Source organism: Phormidium sp. FACHB-592, assembly GCF_014695795.1.
Lineage (GTDB): Bacteria > Cyanobacteriota > Cyanobacteriia > Leptolyngbyales > Leptolyngbyaceae > Stenomitos.
In genome coordinates, this window is sequence record NZ_JACJOZ010000074.1 from 44,469 (window position 1) to 62,358 (window position 17,890).

General features: G+C 50.2%; 15 protein-coding genes. 8 read left to right on the forward strand and 7 right to left on the reverse strand.

Annotated elements, in window-relative coordinates; all coding sequences use genetic code 11:
* Nucleotide 1 precedes the first annotated feature (1 nt).
* The gene (locus tag H6F86_RS19090; RefSeq protein WP_190450292.1) at nucleotides 2-1,837 is read right to left on the reverse strand and encodes an NAD(P)H-quinone oxidoreductase subunit F; all 1,836 of its coding nucleotides are present in this window, start codon (nucleotides 1,835-1,837) and stop codon (nucleotides 2-4) included.
* 756 nt (nucleotides 1,838-2,593) lie between these two features.
* On the opposite strand from H6F86_RS19090, the gene H6F86_RS19095 reads away from it, so the two are divergent.
* The 6 genes from H6F86_RS19095 to H6F86_RS19120 all read left to right on the forward strand — a co-directional run bounded on the left by H6F86_RS19095 (nucleotide 2,594) and on the right by H6F86_RS19120 (nucleotide 7,910).
* A complete protein-coding gene (locus H6F86_RS19095) occupies nucleotides 2,594-2,902 on the forward strand; it encodes a carbon dioxide-concentrating mechanism protein CcmK (RefSeq protein ID WP_190450293.1) in 309 nt (102 codons plus the stop codon).
* A gap of 187 nt (nucleotides 2,903-3,089) precedes the next feature.
* Entirely contained in the window at nucleotides 3,090-3,443 is a 354-nt protein-coding gene (locus H6F86_RS19100; protein ID WP_106256501.1) for a carbon dioxide-concentrating mechanism protein CcmK, read from the forward strand.
* A gap of 6 nt (nucleotides 3,444-3,449) precedes the next feature.
* On the forward strand, nucleotides 3,450-3,752 hold the full coding sequence (locus H6F86_RS19105) for a EutN/CcmL family microcompartment protein (RefSeq protein ID WP_190450294.1): 303 nt from the start codon (nucleotides 3,450-3,452) through the stop codon (nucleotides 3,750-3,752).
* A gap of 271 nt (nucleotides 3,753-4,023) precedes the next feature.
* Nucleotides 4,024-6,042, forward strand: coding sequence for a ribulose bisphosphate carboxylase small subunit (locus tag H6F86_RS19110; protein WP_190450295.1), 2,019 nt, complete (start codon nucleotides 4,024-4,026; stop codon nucleotides 6,040-6,042).
* A gap of 156 nt (nucleotides 6,043-6,198) precedes the next feature.
* Nucleotides 6,199-6,819: a transferase gene (locus H6F86_RS19115; RefSeq protein ID WP_190450296.1), complete on the forward strand. Its 621-nt coding sequence runs from the start codon at nucleotides 6,199-6,201 to the stop codon at nucleotides 6,817-6,819.
* 323 nt (nucleotides 6,820-7,142) lie between these two features.
* Nucleotides 7,143-7,910, forward strand: a complete 768-nt coding sequence (locus tag H6F86_RS19120) for a BMC domain-containing protein (protein ID WP_190450297.1) — start codon at nucleotides 7,143-7,145, stop codon at nucleotides 7,908-7,910.
* 164 nt (nucleotides 7,911-8,074) lie between these two features.
* Here the strand turns inward: H6F86_RS19120 and H6F86_RS19125 are convergent, their stop codons facing one another.
* Nucleotides 8,075-10,132: an AarF/ABC1/UbiB kinase family protein gene (locus H6F86_RS19125; protein WP_190450298.1), complete on the reverse strand. Its 2,058-nt coding sequence runs from the start codon at nucleotides 10,130-10,132 to the stop codon at nucleotides 8,075-8,077.
* Nucleotides 10,133-10,327: 195 nt separating this feature from the next.
* Nucleotides 10,328-10,834: an N-acetyltransferase gene (locus H6F86_RS19130; RefSeq protein WP_190450299.1), complete on the reverse strand. Its 507-nt coding sequence runs from the start codon at nucleotides 10,832-10,834 to the stop codon at nucleotides 10,328-10,330.
* A gap of 549 nt (nucleotides 10,835-11,383) precedes the next feature.
* Between H6F86_RS19130 and recN the strand changes: the two genes are divergently transcribed.
* Entirely contained in the window at nucleotides 11,384-13,351 is a 1,968-nt protein-coding gene (gene recN / locus H6F86_RS19135; RefSeq protein WP_190450300.1) for a DNA repair protein RecN, read from the forward strand.
* 1 nt (nucleotide 13,352) lies between these two features.
* Here recN and H6F86_RS19140 read toward each other — a convergent pair whose 3' ends face one another.
* Together H6F86_RS19140 and H6F86_RS19145 are read right to left on the reverse strand one after the other, a co-directional pair.
* Nucleotides 13,353-14,132 (reverse strand): YdcF family protein, encoded by a 780-nt coding sequence (locus H6F86_RS19140; protein WP_190450301.1) that lies wholly within the window; start codon nucleotides 14,130-14,132, stop codon nucleotides 13,353-13,355.
* Nucleotides 14,133-14,497: 365 nt separating this feature from the next.
* Nucleotides 14,498-15,316, reverse strand: a complete 819-nt coding sequence (locus H6F86_RS19145; protein ID WP_190450302.1) for a YdcF family protein — start codon at nucleotides 15,314-15,316, stop codon at nucleotides 14,498-14,500.
* A gap of 495 nt (nucleotides 15,317-15,811) precedes the next feature.
* On the opposite strand from H6F86_RS19145, the gene H6F86_RS19150 reads away from it, so the two are divergent.
* A complete protein-coding gene (locus tag H6F86_RS19150; RefSeq protein WP_190451017.1) occupies nucleotides 15,812-16,300 on the forward strand; it encodes a molybdenum cofactor biosynthesis protein MoaE in 489 nt (162 codons plus the stop codon).
* Nucleotides 16,301-16,325: 25 nt separating this feature from the next.
* On the opposite strand, the gene H6F86_RS33205 is transcribed toward H6F86_RS19150, so the two are convergent.
* On the reverse strand, nucleotides 16,326-16,619 hold the full coding sequence (locus H6F86_RS33205; RefSeq protein ID WP_199321968.1) for a LuxR C-terminal-related transcriptional regulator: 294 nt from the start codon (nucleotides 16,617-16,619) through the stop codon (nucleotides 16,326-16,328).
* Between the two features lie 245 nt (nucleotides 16,620-16,864).
* Nucleotides 16,865-17,890, reverse strand: a complete 1,026-nt coding sequence (locus tag H6F86_RS19160; RefSeq protein WP_199305384.1) for a DUF4438 domain-containing protein — start codon at nucleotides 17,888-17,890, stop codon at nucleotides 16,865-16,867.

Sequence of the window (17,890 nt, forward strand, 5' to 3'; positions counted from 1 at the left end):
ATCACCATGCGAACCAGACCAAAACCCCACCCAAGAGGCTCACTGCTACCATAATCGTGAGCAAATAAGCTTGAGACTGCCCCGTGATGCTGTACTTCAGGCTCTCGCCGCTGAAAATTGAAGCAATGCCCAAAAAATTGACCATACCGTCAACAATATAGCGATCGCACCAATTGCTAAAACGGGCTAGCAAGACCACTCCATTGACCACGCTAATTTCGTACAGTCGCTCAATATAAAAGTCGTAGGACAGAAGATCTTGCAGCATCCGCCAGGGCAAGTGCACTGATCGCGACCATGCTTTGTGGAGATAGACCGTTGCCCCAACCAGGCACCCAATAATGCCTGACAGCACCAGCAAAAATGCCGCTGTGTGATTGAAATACTCCCAATCAGGCAACAGTGATAAACGTTGCATCATTAACGGTGTCAGCAACGTCACGATCGTTAACGATACCATTGGTACTGCCATTGCCCAGCCAACTTCTGGTGCGCGGCGAGTCTTCGGTTGCGGAGCGCCCAAAAACACTAGGCGAAAGACTCGCGTCAGGTTTAGCGCTGTCAGCGCATTGACTACCAGCACAACACCGACCAGCCAGGGTGCATCGGTCCAAAAGTCGTCCATGCCCAGCCGCAAAGCCCAAAAACCACCCAGCGGTAAGATGCCGACCAAGCCAGCAGACGCAACAACAAAGGCTGTCGTCGTCACTGGCATCCGTGACCATAGACCACCCATTTCGGTTAAGTCCTGGTTTTGCGTGGTAGTGATAATGGCACCCACACTCATAAACATCAACGCTTTAGTAACCGCATGGGCAAAGAGCAGCATGAGCGCAAAACCAGTCCATTGAGTGCCCACCGCCACAAACACCAAGCCTAGATAGGCACTAGTGGAATGAGACAGCGCACGCTTAATGTCAATCTGCGCGAGCGCCACGAGCGAGGCACCGATCGCGGTCATAGAGCCAATCACAATCAGCGTCGTCAATGCCACAGGCGAAAGGTTCAAAATCGGTTGCAGCTTAATCAGCACGTAAGCACCACAGGCAACCACCACCGAGTTTCGTAAGATAGACGCTGGATTCGGACCTTCCATTGCCTCATCCAGCCAGAGATGGAGTGGAAACTGAGCACACTTGCCCGTTGGTCCGGCAATCAATGCCAAGCCCAGCAGCGTTGCTGTGAGGGGAGACAGTGTTGCCGTCTCTGCCCATTCATAAAGGTCAGGAAAGCTCAAGCTACCGCTCAACGTGGACAACGCCACCACACCCATCAGCAGCAAAATGTCGCCCACACGCTTGGTCAAAAAAGCATCCCGTGCCGCTGTAACAACCAGGGGTTGCGCGTACCAAAAACCAACTAGCAAGTAGGTTGAAAGCGTCAACAGTTCTAGCAGACCGTAAGTTAGCAGTAACGAATTGCTTAATGCCAGACCGCTCATTGCTCCTTCAAAAAAGCCCATCAAGGCAAAAAACCGTGCCAGTGCCCAGTCTTTTTCCATATAGCCCAACGCAAATAATTGCGCCAGCAAACTCAGCCCTGTAACCAGCTCCATTGCACCCACGCTAACCGCTGAGATATCGAGAACAAAGGTTAAATCCAGATCTACAGTTTGCAGCCAATGAAAGACCAGGGCTTGAGGCGGCTGATTCCAGGTTGATCGAAAGACGGTCGTGCCATGAATAAACGCCAGCACCGTCATCAAGAGATTAATGTAAGCGGCAGGCCGGGGCCCCGTACGACGGACAATGCCGATCGTCCAAGGCAGCGTCAGTAGCGCACCCAAGACACCGTAACAAGGTATCCACCAACTATTTTGGAGGAGAAACTGAATCATTTAAAATACCATTGCACTAAAATGTCAGCAATTCTTACTAATTTCTAAGCAATCTTTACTAGTTTCTAAAAACTATGCACTCAATGCTAAAGACTCACTTTAAATCATTTCAACAGAACCAAAGTAGTTGATAAACTTGAGTTAATTATCAATGCATTAGTTTAACTAGCATTACTTTAGCTTAGGACTGCTGTCCTAAAAAAGCAAAACCTCAGACAACAAAAGCGCCTATAGTTTCATCAATCTTGACTTATCGCTACAAGTTAACTAATCGCATCAACGTCTCATAGACCAAATACAATGGGTATCATAGATTTTTGCCTATACTTCTGACGGCGATCCCTTTACTGGCTGTAGTGTCGAGGCTAGCTCCGGGATCAACCTTAGTCCTGTCTAACAGTTGATCCCGGCAAAGTACACCTGACGGAAATGCCTGTCACATCGTCGCTCAAACGGTTATGAAGTAAATGGAACTGCTTAGCCGAGAACCCCTTAGACCACCAGAGGGTTTCGATCGCCAAAAATCAGCTTTCTTAATAGCTGAAATCTGAAAATATTATTTACAGTTATATTGCCAAACGTCAAACAATCGTTCTATTCTTAGAATCGAAGACACTCAAGCTTCAAAAAAAGCTTAAATCATGGCAATTTCGTCATCAATTTAAAGAGTATCCTTCGCGATGACCATTGTTACCAAATATTTGTATATAGCATCAAATGTTTGCACAGTGACTTATGACTCTGTAGGAGAGGAGTATGCCGATTGCTGTTGGAATGATTGAAACGAAGGGCTTTCCTGCGGTTGTGGAAGCTGCGGATGCTATGGTCAAAGCTGCCCGCGTAACCCTGGTAGGCTATGAGAAAATTGGTAGTGCACGTGTCACAGTCATTGTGCGCGGTGATGTCTCTGAAGTACAGGCATCCATCGTGGCAGGCGTTGCGTCAGCAGAGCGGGTCAACGGTGGTGAGGTTTTATCCACTCACATCATTGCTCGCCCTCACGAAAACCTGGAATACGTGCTGCCGATTCGCTACACCGAGGCGATCGAGCAATTCCGGGTGTAGTTAAAAACAGGATGTTTCATCCTTTTTGTTCGCATAACTAGACTTTATACTCTCGTTTGAAATCGCACCCTTCTAGCCGTTTCCGCGATTTAATTGATTGGCGGAGCGGTTCTTGAGTGTTATCTGAACCGACTGTTTAGAGTTTAGACATTAACTTTTCGGCTATTTAATTTAGGGAGTACGACTCATGGCAATTGCTGTTGGAATGATCGAAACACTGGGCTTTCCCGCTGTTGTGGAAGCTGCCGATGCGATGGTGAAAGCCGCTCGTGTGACGCTTGTAGGCTACGAGAAGATCGGTAGCGGTCGCGTTACGGTTATTGTGCGCGGTGACGTTTCCGAAGTGCAGGCTTCGGTTGCGGCTGGCGTTGATAATGTGAAGCGAGTCAGCGGTGGACAGGTACTCTCGACCCACATCATTGCCCGTCCGCACGAAAACCTGGAATATGTTCTGCCCATCCGCTACACCGATGAAGTGGAGCAGTTCCGGGATAGCGTCAGTGGTAGAGCGATCCACGCTGGTCCTTACACCAGACCATAGAGCTGTATGCAGATTGCAAAAGTCCGTGGCACGGTCGTCAGCACTCAAAAAGAACCAAGCCTCAGTGGCGTGAAGTTCCTCCTCTTACAGTTTATGGATGAGGAGGGTGCTCCACTACCACGTTATGAAGTGGCAGCCGATCAGGTTGGTGCTGGGCTAGATGAGTGGGTGCTAGTGAGCTGCGGTAGTGCGGCTCGTCAGGTGGCAGGCAGCGAACATCGTCCGATCGATGCTGTGGTGGTGGGGATTATCGACACGGTTAGCGTTGACGATCGTCGCCTCTACAACAAGAGGGATGATTACCGTTAGTGTACGAACTTTAAAATCTGGACTTCAGACCAAAACCCTTAAAGCTGGCTAGCAATAGACCAAAGCCCGCCTGAAAAAGGTTTTGGCTGACCAGACTCTAGTCTCTGGGGAGAGAACGACTCACCCTAGAGACTAGAGTTGGTTTGCACAGGTGCAAGAGATTGTGGTGTTGAGTTCAGCGTTTCTAGTTTGGCTTCGTTCAGTTCACTCTGCTGCATATCCCATCGTTTCAGCAGGGTCTTCTTTAAGTTTTTCTCAGGAGCATTCGTTTATGGTAGCTCGTAGCTCTGCGGCTCCCCCAACCCCCTGGTCAAAAAGCCTGACCACCCCAAAAATTGACGAATCTGCCTATGTACATTCGTTCTCAAACATTATTGGGGACGTTCGTATTGGTGCCAAAGTAATGATTGCACCCGGAACGTCAATCCGTGCTGATGAGGGTAGCCCTTTTCACATTGGCAATGGCACGAATGTCCAAGATGGTGTGGTGGTGCATGGCTTGGAGCGCGGGCGCGTCGTTGGTGATGACAATCATGATTATTCTGTCTGGATTGGAGACAATGCCTCTATTACCCATCTGGCGTTGATCCACGGCCCTGCGTATGTTGGCAACGACTGCTTTATTGGCTTCCGTTCCACTGTTTTTAATGCGCGGGTCGGTCAAGGCAGTATTGTAATGATGCATGCTCTCATTCAAGATGTTGAGATTCCACCCGGCAAATATGTTGCCTCTGGGTCGATAATTACAAATCAACAGCAAGCCGATCGCCTGCCTGATGTACAAGCAGGTGATATTAAGTTTGCAACACATGTATTAGGTATTAATGATGCGCTGCGATCAGGGTATCACTGCGCTGATAATGTTAGCTGTATAGCCTCTGTGAGGGATCAAATGACGCGGGCTTATGAATCAAGTGGATCGGCGAACTCAGCGAATACGCGCCTGAGTTCAGAAGTGGTGCAGCAAGTGCGGCAATTGCTCGCTCAGAATTTGCGGATTGGTACGGAGCACGCAGATGTACGACGCTTTCAGTCGGCATCATGGACAAGCTGTGAGCCGATTCAGGCAACGCGTGAGTCAGAAGTGCTGACCGCGTTAGATGCCTGTTTAGATGAACATAGTAATGAATACGTTCGCTTGATTGGCATTGACCCTAACGCGAAGCGGCGAGTCTTAGAAACGATCATTCAGCGACCCAATACGCGCACTGGCGATCAAACGCGGTCAGCGCCTGCAACCCATAGGGGTACGGATCTTACAGCGGCTGGTACAGCTCCTTCCAGTCCTGTGCACGGTAATAACGTGAACCAGGGCGCGATCGCCCAAGTTAGCCAGTGGCTTGCTCAGGGTTATCAAGTTGGCTCAGAATATGCAGATAAACGCCGCTTTCAAACCAGTTCGTGGCAAAGCTGCGGTGCCATTAACGCTAGGCGCGAAGCTGATGTTATTGCAGCACTCCAAAGCCTTACTGCCGAACATGGCGGCGAGTATGTACGCCTAGTCGGTATTGACCCTCAAGCAAAGCGGCGCGTTGGCGAGATCATTATTCAGCGACCGGGTACTCCCTTTGCGGCTTCAACGTCACAAGGGTCTAGTAGCAGTGCTGCAACCTATGATTCCGGTGGTAGCAGTTATGGTCATGCGTCCAGCAACCTGGGTCAAGAGGTGATCGCGCAGGTGCGGCAGTTGCTCGCGCAAGGGCACCAAGTTGGGGTCGAACACGCCGACAAACGTCGTTTTCAAACCAGTTCCTGGCAGAGCTGCGGTGCGATTAATAACAAGCGTGAAGGCGATGTGATTGCAGCACTAGAGCGCTGCATGGCTGAACATAGCGGTGAATATGTACGTCTGATTGGCGTTGATTCCCAAGCCAAACGGCGCGTTGCAGAGTTGATTATTCAGCGACCGGGTGGGGCTTCTGCTAATGGTTCTGGTGGCAAGGCTGAAAGCAGCACGAGTTTTGGGGCTACTAGTTCCAGAGCTACTGCTGATAACGGTTCCAGCTACACTTCGTCTGCAACAAGCTTCAGTCAGGAAATCATCGGTCAAGTACGTCAGGCAATTGCGCAGGGCTATCAAATTAGCACCGAGTATGCAGATGAGCGTCGGTTTAAAACGAGTTCGTGGCAGACTGGCGGTGTCATTCAAGCAAAACGTGAGGCAGAGGTGCTGGCAGCCTTAGAAGCTGCTGTTTCGGAACAGGGTCGAGCCTATGTGCGCTTGGTTGGTACGGATCGTGAGGCAAAGCGCCGAGTGATCGAAACGACGATTAAGCGACCCACTAAATGATCGCTTCGAACCAAGGATCGCCTGACTAATTGAAATAGTCAGACACGCAGCGTTGTTAGCTGTTGGTTACAAAGGTTGGTTCAAGCAGCGTTTAGTCCAACAGCTAGCAGTTAGCAACTTGTCGTTTTCTAACTTTCAAGTAAGGTTTTCCGTTTCATGCATGTGCCGTCGCTACAACCTGTGAATAGTTCTCACTTTTGTGTTAGTGGCGATGTCACGATTCATCCAACTGCCGTGATTGCGTCAGGGGTTTTACTCCAGGCAGATCCAGAAGCCCGCGTCATCATTGGTGCGGGTGTTTGTTTGGGTCTCGGTACAGTGATTCATGCTCATCAAGGGACGCTTGAAGTGGAGGCAGAAGTCACTATTGGTGCTGGGGTACTGATTATTGGTACGGGCAAGATTGGCTCTAGCGCTTGCATTGGTGCAGCCTCAACGCTGTGGAATCATTCGATCGCCCGTGGGGAGATTGTGCCGCCGCTATCACTTTTGGGTGTGCCTAATGAGCGCTCGCCTGAGACGCAATCGACCGATCGTCAGCCGGCTGAAACCACAGTTATAGAGACTCCTAGCGTACCGTCGGCTTCGCTGACTAAAGCTCAAGACTCCCCTAATGGTACGGTTGATCCGACTGCTAATCAGCCAGCGGCAGAAATTCAGCTTAGCTTTAGCACCCCTGTATACGGTCAGGCAAATTTAAACCGCCTACTGTCAACCTTACTGCCGCATAGACAAATGTTTCTTAACAGCAGTGAGGATGCAAAGAGTGACGGTTAGAGGTCAGGAGACAAGACCCACTTGAAGCCTCAAACCATAATGTCCTAACGCAGCAATGACAGTACATAATCGTCAAGGCGAAGCGAATCGTTTTAGACCCGAAAGCTAAAAGCTGTACCTTTTCTGAAAGAGCAACTAAACGCTAACGCAGGGCAACTCTTATCAATCCTCTTGGATTAGTGCTGAGGGTTAAACGTAGTCGAAAACCGATCAACAGGTACTTTTACTTCATGTACGTCCTTTAAACTGTTTCCGACCTCTGACCTTCTGCTGACTCGCAATCCAAGAGCCAAAGTTACAATTAAAAAGCAGTACCGAGGTTCATGATGGGGGGAGGTCAATACGATCCGAACGATTTTAGCGATACTGCCTTAGGTTTAGTGTCTACGCAAAGCTTTCCAGCGATCGTCGGTACGGCTGACATGATGCTAAAGTCGGCTGAGGTCGCTTTGGTAGGCTATGAAAAAATTGGCAGTGGACATTGCACCGCGATCGTTCGTGGCGGTATTTCTAACGTTCGCCTTGCTGTAGCAGCAGGGGTAGAGGCAGCGGAGCAATTTGGTCAAGAGGTGTCTAGCCTGGTCATTGCTCGTCCATTAGCTAATCTAGAGGCTGTGCTGCCTATTGGTAAATTGTTGGCTGATGCCGCACAAGGTTCAGGGGATAGTCGGTTGAGCAATCAAGCGATCGGGCTACTTGAAACGCGCGGTTTTCCAGCTATGGTAGGTGCGGCTGATGTCATGCTTAAGTCTGCCGATGTGCAGCTTTCGGCACATGAAACGATCGGCGATGGTTTGTGTACTGTGATTATTCGCGGCGCAGTGGCAGATGTGGCAGTGGCGGTAGAAGCCGGAATGCATGAGGCAGAACGGATCGGCGAACTGCATGCGGTCATGGTGATCCCACGACCATTGTCTGACCTAGAACAAACGCTGCCACTAGCAAGCTGCTGGATCGAGCAGCCACTGCCGCTACGCTTGCCGATCGTTTCCAAAAAAGTGGCAGAAGCTGAACTGTTGGAACCGCTAAATCTAGAAGTTGCCCCTACTAAGCGCGAAACACAGATGGAACTTGAAGAACCTCCAACTTAGCTTACGTAAGACGGGACTGATTCTCTTACCTTTACCCTTCTCTCAAGGAGAAGGGTTTTTCGTGTAGACCGTTCCAGTTCATGCTTGCACTAAGGGTTAAGAATCAGGTACCTCACGCAGGCATTTCAAAGAAGCTAATACGTCAACTTACATGACTAACCCACCTACAGATGGGCGGCTGGCAAGCGCAATTGTTTAGAAGGAGGGTTGGCAGGATCAGCATCACTCGTGAGAAGAAATTCGCGGATGAAACGGGCGATCGCCCGTTGCGCTAACCCGCCTGCAATTTGCTGCCCCATCTGATGAGCTTCTGGCTTGAACAGCAGTTTGGGTATTGCTGGTAGCAGTTGAGCTGGATCAAAGCCTTGTGTCTCCTTTAAAATGCCCCAAATACGCTTGAGGTGTTCCAGCGTGGGCTGATCGGTCGTAACAGTGGCACGGTTGACGGTAAGACCTAGTCGTTCTGCAAAGCCATAGCGGATATTGTTGAGCGTTGCATTGCCAAACAGATCAAGTCCTTTAACCGCTTCTTCCACAATTTGACGACGAATCAGATCCCCACGATCAGAGAAAAGGTAGTCCAGCGTTTGATCCACAACTTGGCTCAAATCGTAGTCGGTGCTGCCACGCGCATTTCGTAACAGGTTTTCCAGACGGTTCCAGCGAAAACTGCCGTCTTTAAAGAGCAGATCCTTAAGCGATGCCCGCAATTGTGGAGCCGGATCAGTCAACAGACGTTTGGCAACATAAGGATAGGCTTTGCTTAGAACCTTGAACTCCGGATCAACGTTAATAGCGATCCCTTCAAGGGTAACGAGCGATCGAATAATCAGCGCGTAGTAAGCAGGCACCCGAAAGGGAAACTCGTACATCAAGGATGACAGTTGATCCGTAATGCTTTTAATGTTAATCTCTGCCACGCTCGTTCCTAATGCGTCATTAAAGACGGTCGCAAAAGCAGGAATGATCGGAGTCAGATCGGTATCAGGGGTAAGAAACTCTAAATTTACGTAGTCTCTCGCTAGCCCTTCAAAGTCACGGTTAACTAGGTGAACGATCGCCTCAATCAAGCCGTAACGCTGAGCTGGTTTTACCTCACTCATCATCCCAAAGTCTAGATATGCCAGCTTGCCGTCAGGCGTTGCCAACAGATTACCGGGATGGGGATCAGCATGGAAGAACCCATATTCTAGAAGCTGACGGAGGGAGCATTGCACGCCCACCTCAATCAGGTAGCTGGCATCGGTTCCCTGTGCCCGAATTGCTTCTGGTTGGGTAAGTTTAATACCCGTAATCCATTCCATCGTCAACACACGCCGTCCCGTATACTCCCAGTAAATTTTGGGTACGTACACATCTTTCATGTGCCCATAGAGCTGGGCGAAACGCTCGGCATTCCGTCCTTCCTGGTTGTAATCCATCTCCTCAAAGATGCGGGCGGCGAACTCATCCATAATGGCAACCAGATCACTACGAATCTGCTTGAAGAATCGCATTGCCAGCGCTGCTAGCCCGCGCAGAATGTAGGTATCCAACGCGATACTCTGCGCCAGCCCAGGACGCTGCACCTTAACAGCGACTTCTTCACCCGTTTTGAGCCTACCGCGATAGACCTGCCCTAGTGAAGCTGCCGCGATCGGACTTTCGGTCAGTTCCGCATAAATCAGGTTAGGCGCATCACCTAGCTCTTCTTCGATAAAGCGATAAGCGATCGCATTATCGAAAGGTGGTAACTGGTCTTGCAGGCGGGTCAATTCTTCTAAATATGCAGGTGGCACCAAGTCCGGACGAGTTGACAGCGCCTGCCCGACTTTAATGAAAGCCGGTCCCAAGCGCGTCAACATTTGGCGTAGGCGTACCGCTTGCTGCTGATGCTTGCGTTCGCTGAAGCCAACGCGAGTGTTCCACCACCAGATCAGCCCAAACGTAATGAAAGGAAAGAAAATCTTGAGCACTCGTCCCCAGACCTGGAGAGGCTGCTGCTGGTAATGTGCCGCGATCGCGTCTGCATTGTAACGCAGCGCACCATCAGTCTCATCGGGTGGGACAAGATCTGCTAACAGTAAGCGCTCTTCCAACTCAGCAGTGGTTGCGTCATCCACTACTAAGGTTGGAGTCACACCCTCTAACTCTCTTACCTCATGAAGCCGCCCTGCCGAGCCGAAAGGCATATGCTCTGAGTCTAACGAAGCGGGCATAGGCGGTGCAGTCTTAACATTCATGAATTTGCAGCCGGATGAGAGCAGTTATGTAAAGCATTGTAACAACAGTTCGTCTGTATCGTCAGACTGTCTCGTTAGATCTGTTGTCTCCGAACGTGTCACGCTGTATGCACAAGAACCGTTTTACTAAGTCAAGCACAACATTCCTCTACTTTGCTCCGTCCAGAGGGACAAATGCAAGGTGAGCTTTCCGCACTACACGTCATTGAAAGCAGACGGATAAACCACCCTGCCTCGATATGCCACATGGAAGTGCTGTAATGGTTTGACCATAAAAGCAGCGTCTGGCACTGGAAAAGGAGACTCGATCGCGTACTCTACTGACGGCTTAAACCCAAAGCGTGGGTAAAACTGGGGGTGCCCTAAAACAACAATTAAGGCTTCTCCTAACGAGTCTGCAACCGTTAAACCTGCTTGCACCAGCGCACTACCAATGCCCTGTTTTTGAACAGCTGGCTGTACGGCAACAGGGGCTAGCGACAGGATTGATCGGCTCTCTTCGCCTACTAAATCGACATAGCTAAATAAAATGTGACCGACGATCGCACCCTCCTGCTCTGCAACAAGGGCTAAGGACGGGCAATAGCGATCGCTAGACCGAATGCGATCAATTAGTTGGGCTTCGTTTGCCTGACCAAAGGCTTGTGTCACAACTGTGGCGATTGCAGCGTAATCAGATTCCGTCTCAGGACGAAGCTTCATTGACAAGTCTTTTTCTGGTACTAGTACGACTTTAACCAAGCATCCCACCCAATTGCCAGGAGTAGCCCAACGAGACAGACGCAGGGTGAAAGACTAGGGGCTATTTACCTGCTACAACCATTAACGATCGTTGCCTGCAAACAGCTAACAGCCTAAAAAGCGGTTGCCAGCGTTTCAGCGGGGTGCGGCAGTCGTATAAACGGTGATAATTAGAGTAGGCTGAACGCTCGCCGCCAGAGAGCACACCAATATGTCATACGCTGTAGTACAAAGTGATTGCTTTAGCATTGGTAGCACAGCCATTGCGCCTGCACCAGTTGCACCTGACACGCTTACAAAACTATCGTCGTCGCATCAGAGACCGCTAGTATCTAGAAGGGGAGTAGGGAATTGGTAATGGGATGTAGGGTAGAGAGTGCCGGAGCAGCAAGAGGATTCTTAAAAACCTTACACTTTAGCAACACCTTAAAGTACTGACAGTACGTACAACAGCCTTTACCCACTCACCGCTTTATTCTCCCGCTCCTTCATCCCTCCCCACCCCTGCCCATGCTGCTTTCCCTGCGAATCGAAAATTTCGCTCTGGTAGACCACCTAGAGATCGGCTTAGATGCGGGTCTAACCGTGTTGACAGGTGAAACTGGTGCAGGCAAGTCGATTATCCTCGACGCGATCGATGCAGTACTAGGAGGCAAAGTTACCAGCCGTGCCGTTCGTACTGGAGCTGATCGCGCTCTTGTAGAGGCAGTCTTTAGACTCGATCCTGATCTCGCCTCCTGGCTAGAGCAGCAAGAGATTCAGCCCTCTGAGACTGCCCATCTGGTCTGTAGTCGAGAAATTGTCGCCAGCCAGAGCAGCCAGCGGAGCCGATCGCGCATCAACGGTGTACTGGTCAACAAGCAGCAAATGGAGCAACTGCGCGATCGACTCGTCGAACTCACGGCTCAAGGGCAAACCGTCCAGATTGGTCAACCGCCCCTTCAGCGTGAATGGCTCGATAGCTATGGGGGGGAACCCCTGCTGAAGCAGAGATCGATCGTTGCCACTGCTTTCGCTGCCTATCAACAAGCGCTCCAGACGTTAGAGAAACGCCGTAAATCAGAGCAAGAGCGCCTCCAACAGCTTGATCTCTTTGAGTATCAACTGAAAGAACTCACCGCTGCCAATCTTGTAGAACCAGACGAACTAGATCAATTAGAGCAAGAACGCAAGCGTCTCAGCCACAGCGTAGAGCTACAACACCAGAGCTATCAGGTCTATCAAGCACTTTACCAAAACGATGACGGCACCGAAGCCTGTGCCGACCTGCTGGGCAAAGCCGAAAACACTCTGAGGGAGATGGCAGAATATGACACCCAGATACAGCCCATCCTGGAAATGGTTAGTAACGCTCTCGCACAGGTAGAACAAGCCGGACGGGAAATCAATGCCTACGGCGAAACGCTCGAGGCAGACCCACAACGCCTTCAGGATGTCCAAGGGCGCATTGTCGAGCTAAAGCAAGTGTGTCGTAAGTATGGACCCACTTTAGGTGATGCGATCGCCCTATATCAGCGGCTCCAGGCTGATATGGACGAGCTTACGGGCGGCGGTCAATCCCTCGAAGATCTAGAGCGAGTATATGAAGAACGGCAGAGTGTTTTAACTGAAGCCTGTGCTGCTTTAACGCAACAACGACAAGCCACTGCTAAAGAATTAGAAGAGCGGTTAGTCAGTGAACTCAAACCGCTGGCAATGGAGAAAGTGAAATTTCAGGTAGAGATCTCGCCTGCGTCTCCTTCTGCTTTGGGAGCTGATCGCGTCACTTTCCTTTTTAGCCCCAATCCGGGTGAGCCTCTGCAACCGCTGACCGAAATTGCGTCTGGTGGTGAAATGAGTCGCTTCTTACTCGCCCTCCAAGCCAGCTTTTCTCAAATTGATCCCGTTGGCACCTTAGTCTTTGACGAAATCGATGTGGGCGTTTCGGGACGCGTCACCCAGGCGATCGCCGAAAAACTCCACCAACTGAGTCAGCAGCATCAGGTACTCTGCGTCACCCACCAGCCGATCGTCGCTGCGATGGCAGACCATCATTGGCGCGTGAGTAAGCAGGTGATTGAGTCGGAGAAGGGAGAGGAGCGAGGAGCTGGGAGCAAGGAGCAAGGGGAAGCAGGGGATACAAAGAACTCAAAACTTAAAACGCTTGCCCTTCCTAACCCGCTTGACTCCGTTCGCACTGTTGTGCGCGTAACGCCGCTCGACAACCAACAGCGACGAGAAGAATTGGCACAGCTTGCGGGCGGGCAATCCACCTCTGAAACAGACCAAAACCAGGACGCCGTTGCCTATGCGTTTGCCGATTCGCTGCTGACGCAAGCAGCAAACTTACGGCAGGCGCGATCGCCTCACTCTAATGGTGCTACGGTTGAACCGAAACCTGTCGCTGAACCGAAACCGGCTGCGAAACCCGAAGCTGACCCTGAACCAAAAGCGACCGTTGAGCCGAAAGCGAAGGCGAAAACGCGATCGCGCAAGTAACCTATCCCTTTGCAGCTAACGGTTCATGCCTGCTTACAGCCACTTCACGCTCACCAAACCGACCTTTGAGAACGTAACTAAGAATGCCACCATATTCCCTGGCAATAATGTTTAAACGCTCTCGGTAGCCTAGATTAGACGGCACAGAACTAGGGTATGCAATAACCTCAAACCCCAAACTCTCAAAAGTAAGTTGCGATCGCAGCATATGAGGCGAGTCTGTGACTAAAATGATGCGCTTAGCGTTTTGAGGCAAGAGTAAATCGGCTGTGAACTGGGCATTTTCTTCAGTCGTGAGCGAACAGTTCTCACCGCTAATTGCCTCCTTGGGAACACCGTTCTCTAGCAGTTGGCGTATCAGCAACCCTGCATCGCCACGCCCGCTGACAAAAACGTGCGGTGCCCGTTGTGCCTGCCAGAGCGACATCGTTGCATCTATGCGATCGCGCATGAAACGATGACCTCGGCCCAAAATCACGATTGCGTCTGCTTTTGCACCTGAATCAGCCGGAATTTGGCTAGTCAATGCCTGTGTTGCCAAGGCAAGTCCGGGTGGTGAGGTAAGGATGAGGCAAGCTAACGTCAGCGCTACAACAATCTGGGTACGCCGTCGATTCCAGCGGAACTGTTGGCTCCAGCGGCGGAGCTGTGCTCGTTTGGAGGGTTGTCGTAAGAGCCAGATGCACCACAACACAGCCAGAAGGAGCAGCCCCAACACTGCAAGACGAGTCGGTAGAGAGAGCGGCTGCGTCAAGCGCTTGGAGATTAGCTGGGTAAGCATGACCCATTTGCTACGTAACCGGGGGCAAGCATCAGAATTTAGTATCTGGCTACTGATAGCAAAGATCTGAATCACATCTAACTCCTGGATTGGTAGCAAAACAGTGTGTTAGTAACGGGCTTGTTACAACACTGCGCTCATTTTAGGCTGCCTGTACTTGCATAGTTTGTAGTCCTGATGAACCTCACTGGCTGCTCTATAAGTTTTTTGTGAGGTAAATAGAGGCTTTGCTCAGTGCTGCTGCGGAGCACGCTGATTGAGTACCTGTTGTGATAGAAGGACGCAACGGGTCTCGAAATGACTGGGGGCGCGATCGCGTCTATACAATGGACAGACTGTTGTTTGGGTAAGCGAGCAATAGCTGTTTAACCTGCCACTGCCGGAGCCACAAGCTGATCCGGTGGAGTCTCCTTCAGGGGGACGATCGCAGTTGGGTTAAGATCAGCGGCAGATGGCTCGCGGGGTAGAAAGCGCCCCTGCAAACTATAGCCAACGATGCCTAAATATTCTCGAAAGACCAGAAAGGCTTTCGTTCTAGCATTCAAACCCTGAGGCAGTGGATTGGTGTACGGCGTCACATCAAAGCCGAGGCTGCGAAACGTCAGGAGCGATCGCAGCATATGAGGTGGATCAGTCACCAATAAAATATGATGCACATTTCTCGGTTGCAAAATGGCAGCGGTGAAGCGAGCGTTTTCTTCAGTGGTGCGAGAGCACGGTTCACCATCGATCGCATCCGCAGGAATCCCTTTCTTCTCTAGCATTGTGGCAATTTCCTGGGCATCGCCCCAACCACTCGCAAAGAGCAGCGGTGCGCGACGGGTCTCCCAAAGCCGCGCTGAAACATCAACCCGTTGGGGTCTCATTGCTTTACCGCGTCCTAGGATCACGATCGCATCCGCAGGTTGACCAGCATCAGACGGCAAGAATGTAATTAGCGCCCGACTGCCAATTTTGAGCATTATTGGTGATAGCGCCAATAAATAAGCCGCTAACAGCGCAGCGCCTAGCCCACTAATGCGTCGTCGCCAGCGCAAACGGCGAAACAGCCACGGCAAGACAATAATGAGCACTAAAGGCGGAATCACTAGTGCAGGTGTTGTCAGCCAACCAAAAAGTTGCCAGGAAAGGCTTGTCCAACTATTTGTCAGTGATCTTTGCGCACAGAGTGTTGGGTTTAGCATTGCTGTCACCTGATCAATTTTTTCTTGCCATACTCAACAACGATCGTTAGCCCTTGCGTCTCAAGCGTTTGTTAACAGAAAAACAGTAATGAGATAAGCAAACGTCTTAATTCAGTCGGTACTACCTTAACCTCTCTAGCCTTTGATGACAGCAGTTGGATGGGTCAATACCAATGCCCTTTTTACACAGTACAAAGCAAGATCCCCTGCCTACGGCTTTCCCGTCATAAGAAAGATTAAGCGAGATCAATCAGGAAAATCTGTAGCTAGTACTTTCTGAATTGCTCTAAGAGAAGTGCAAAAGCTGACGTTTGGTCTCAAAAGCTTGCTGATAGCGGCAACAGCCTTTTGCTGAGACTTAGAACGACCAACTCACACGATCGCACTTCAAACGATCGCATCCAGGCGCTACACTTGAGGCTACCAACGCCCTTCTCTTGCAATACTGGAATGTCGCTGAGGCAAGAGCATATAGCCGTGATTCATACTGCCCCTATGCAAACCAGACCGTCTCCCGTTTCCATTCCTACAGCCAGCAATGATAGCCTGGTCATTACCTTTGCACCGTTGCTACTGTCGGATGTGTATGCACTGGCAGAGGATGATGCCAATGGAGCGATCGTGGTGATGAGCGGTACGGTGCGCCATCAAACAGATGGGAAACCTGTGGTAGCGCTGGAATATCAGGCGTATGAACCGATGGCACTGCAAATCTTTCGCCAAATTGCAAACGACATCCACAAGCGCTGGTCAGAGGCAACTCGTGTTGTCATTCATCACCGCACAGGACGGCTGGCAATTGGTGAAATTAGCGTGCTGGTAGCAGTCGGCTGCCCCCATCGTGCGGAGGCGTTTGAGGCGTGCCAGTACGCGATCAACACGTTGAAGCACAACGCACCGATCTGGAAGAAAGAGCACTGGGCAGACGGTTCCAGCAGTTGGGTGAGCATTGGTGCTTGTGAGCAGTCAGATGAACCCTGTTAGCTTGCCGATGATTGTTCGGACATTGCTATAGTTGCTGCATCGTCTCTAGTTGCCCCTTCAATTGTTGAATGAGAGCCGCGCAGCGATAAACCATCGCTGCGCGGCTGTCTACACCAAGCTTCATAAATATACGACGTAGATGGGTTGAGACTGTCCATTCGCTAATGCGAAGCTGCTTCGCAATTTGCTTATTTGGTTGCCCTGAAGCAACCAATGTAGCAATTTGGATCTCTCGCTCTGTCAATAAGTTGGCTAAAGCAGCTCCAGCAGAATCAGAGGATGACTCAACCCTTACGATCGCGTAAAGTTGTCCTTGCACCTTAAATCGATCAACCTCAATATAGATTTTGGATGAATGAGTTGATTGATCTAAGGAAGATTGAGCACTTGAATTAGTTTCTAAACTAATAACTAAAAACTGATAATTGTCGATTTGGAACTTGCTCAGAATAGTAGGTGATGTAGATATATCAGCTGCTAACGGGCAAGATGAACGGATTGGAGCGTTCTCTCTCATAAACCTCCATAGGGGCAAAAGGAAGTTAAAACTACGACAGGGAACAATTAATACCTGAGATAGGAGAACTTAGTTTGAGATCGAGCAGGTTCAACGTTCAACGTTAGATTGAGATTAGAATTTGCCGTAATAGGTTGGTACGCTCTAGCGGTCGGCAGAGCGCGCAAATCGAAGAGGGCAGCAAGATTTGCGCGTGAGTGAACCATTGGCTGTAAGCGATTTGCAGGACCTGTTAAGAGAACCGTTACACCAGGACCATGACCACTTACAGTACTATCTCCATGTACAACAATGCCAATGGTGATTCGGTTCTGCCGATAGGAAGGACCAAAGCGTGTATCACCATCATAAATGGCAACAAAATCGCCAAAACGTAATGTTTCTAAGTGGTAGCGAGCCCGGACATGGGGGTCGAATAATTGGATATCATAATCTCCTCGCCAAACAGAATTCTTTCCCAATCCGGAACCCATAATTTTGGCGGGAATACGATGCGTAACGGGTACTTGCAACCTACGATTATTTTCGCGTATACCCCATCGTTGCAACAGTGAGGGGGAACAATTTGTAACGTTAATCTCTGGATAATTTGAAATTTGCAGTCCTAAACCATAACTATTAATTTGAACGCGATCGCCAATTTGTAAGCGCTGCAATACAGCGGCTGGAAAGTCTACTAATACATGATCAACACCCCCATGTTTGCCAGTAACTAACCCGCGTTTACCGTTACAGGGACCACTAATTACCCTGGCGATGTTACCAACACAGGCGTAGGTTACTAATGCCAGATTGGGTCCATTGCGTGCCCCAATAACTTCCCGATTATTATTGTGCAACGCCGCACCAGGTTCAATGTGATCACCCATCAAACCCACACAACGATCGCCCACTCGCTGATTTAGAACGATGCCACCTGTGGCAGGCAACACCCGCGGCACGCCATCATGCCCAATCCGGTAAGGATTTCCGGTAGCCACTGGATGAGCAACCTGACCCATCACTGCCACCATCACCAGGTCAGGTTGGTTGATTTGAAGCGTATTGCGGTAATTAGCGGGTTGATCCTTCAT

Bases quoted from the DNA above. Each gene is read 5' to 3' on its own strand.
- H6F86_RS19090 (WP_190450292.1), bottom strand. From the start codon at position 1,837: ATGATTCAGTTTCTCCTCCAAAATAGTTGGTGGATACCTTGTTACGGT.
- H6F86_RS19095 (WP_190450293.1), top strand. From the start codon at position 2,594: ATGCCGATTGCTGTTGGAATGATTGAAACGAAGGGCTTTCCTGCGGTT.
- H6F86_RS19100 (WP_106256501.1), top strand. From the start codon at position 3,090: ATGGCAATTGCTGTTGGAATGATCGAAACACTGGGCTTTCCCGCTGTT.
- H6F86_RS19105 (WP_190450294.1), top strand. From the start codon at position 3,450: ATGCAGATTGCAAAAGTCCGTGGCACGGTCGTCAGCACTCAAAAAGAA.
- H6F86_RS19110 (WP_190450295.1), top strand. From the start codon at position 4,024: ATGGTAGCTCGTAGCTCTGCGGCTCCCCCAACCCCCTGGTCAAAAAGC.
- H6F86_RS19115 (WP_190450296.1), top strand. From the start codon at position 6,199: ATGCATGTGCCGTCGCTACAACCTGTGAATAGTTCTCACTTTTGTGTT.
- H6F86_RS19120 (WP_190450297.1), top strand. From the start codon at position 7,143: ATGATGGGGGGAGGTCAATACGATCCGAACGATTTTAGCGATACTGCC.
- H6F86_RS19125 (WP_190450298.1), bottom strand. From the start codon at position 10,132: ATGAATGTTAAGACTGCACCGCCTATGCCCGCTTCGTTAGACTCAGAG.
- H6F86_RS19130 (WP_190450299.1), bottom strand. From the start codon at position 10,834: ATGAAGCTTCGTCCTGAGACGGAATCTGATTACGCTGCAATCGCCACA.
- recN (WP_190450300.1), top strand. From the start codon at position 11,384: ATGCTGCTTTCCCTGCGAATCGAAAATTTCGCTCTGGTAGACCACCTA.
- H6F86_RS19140 (WP_190450301.1), bottom strand. From the start codon at position 14,132: ATGCTTACCCAGCTAATCTCCAAGCGCTTGACGCAGCCGCTCTCTCTA.
- H6F86_RS19145 (WP_190450302.1), bottom strand. From the start codon at position 15,316: ATGCTAAACCCAACACTCTGTGCGCAAAGATCACTGACAAATAGTTGG.
- H6F86_RS19150 (WP_190451017.1), top strand. From the start codon at position 15,812: ATGCAAACCAGACCGTCTCCCGTTTCCATTCCTACAGCCAGCAATGAT.
- H6F86_RS19160 (WP_199305384.1), bottom strand. From the start codon at position 17,890: ATGAAGGATCAACCCGCTAATTACCGCAATACGCTTCAAATCAACCAA.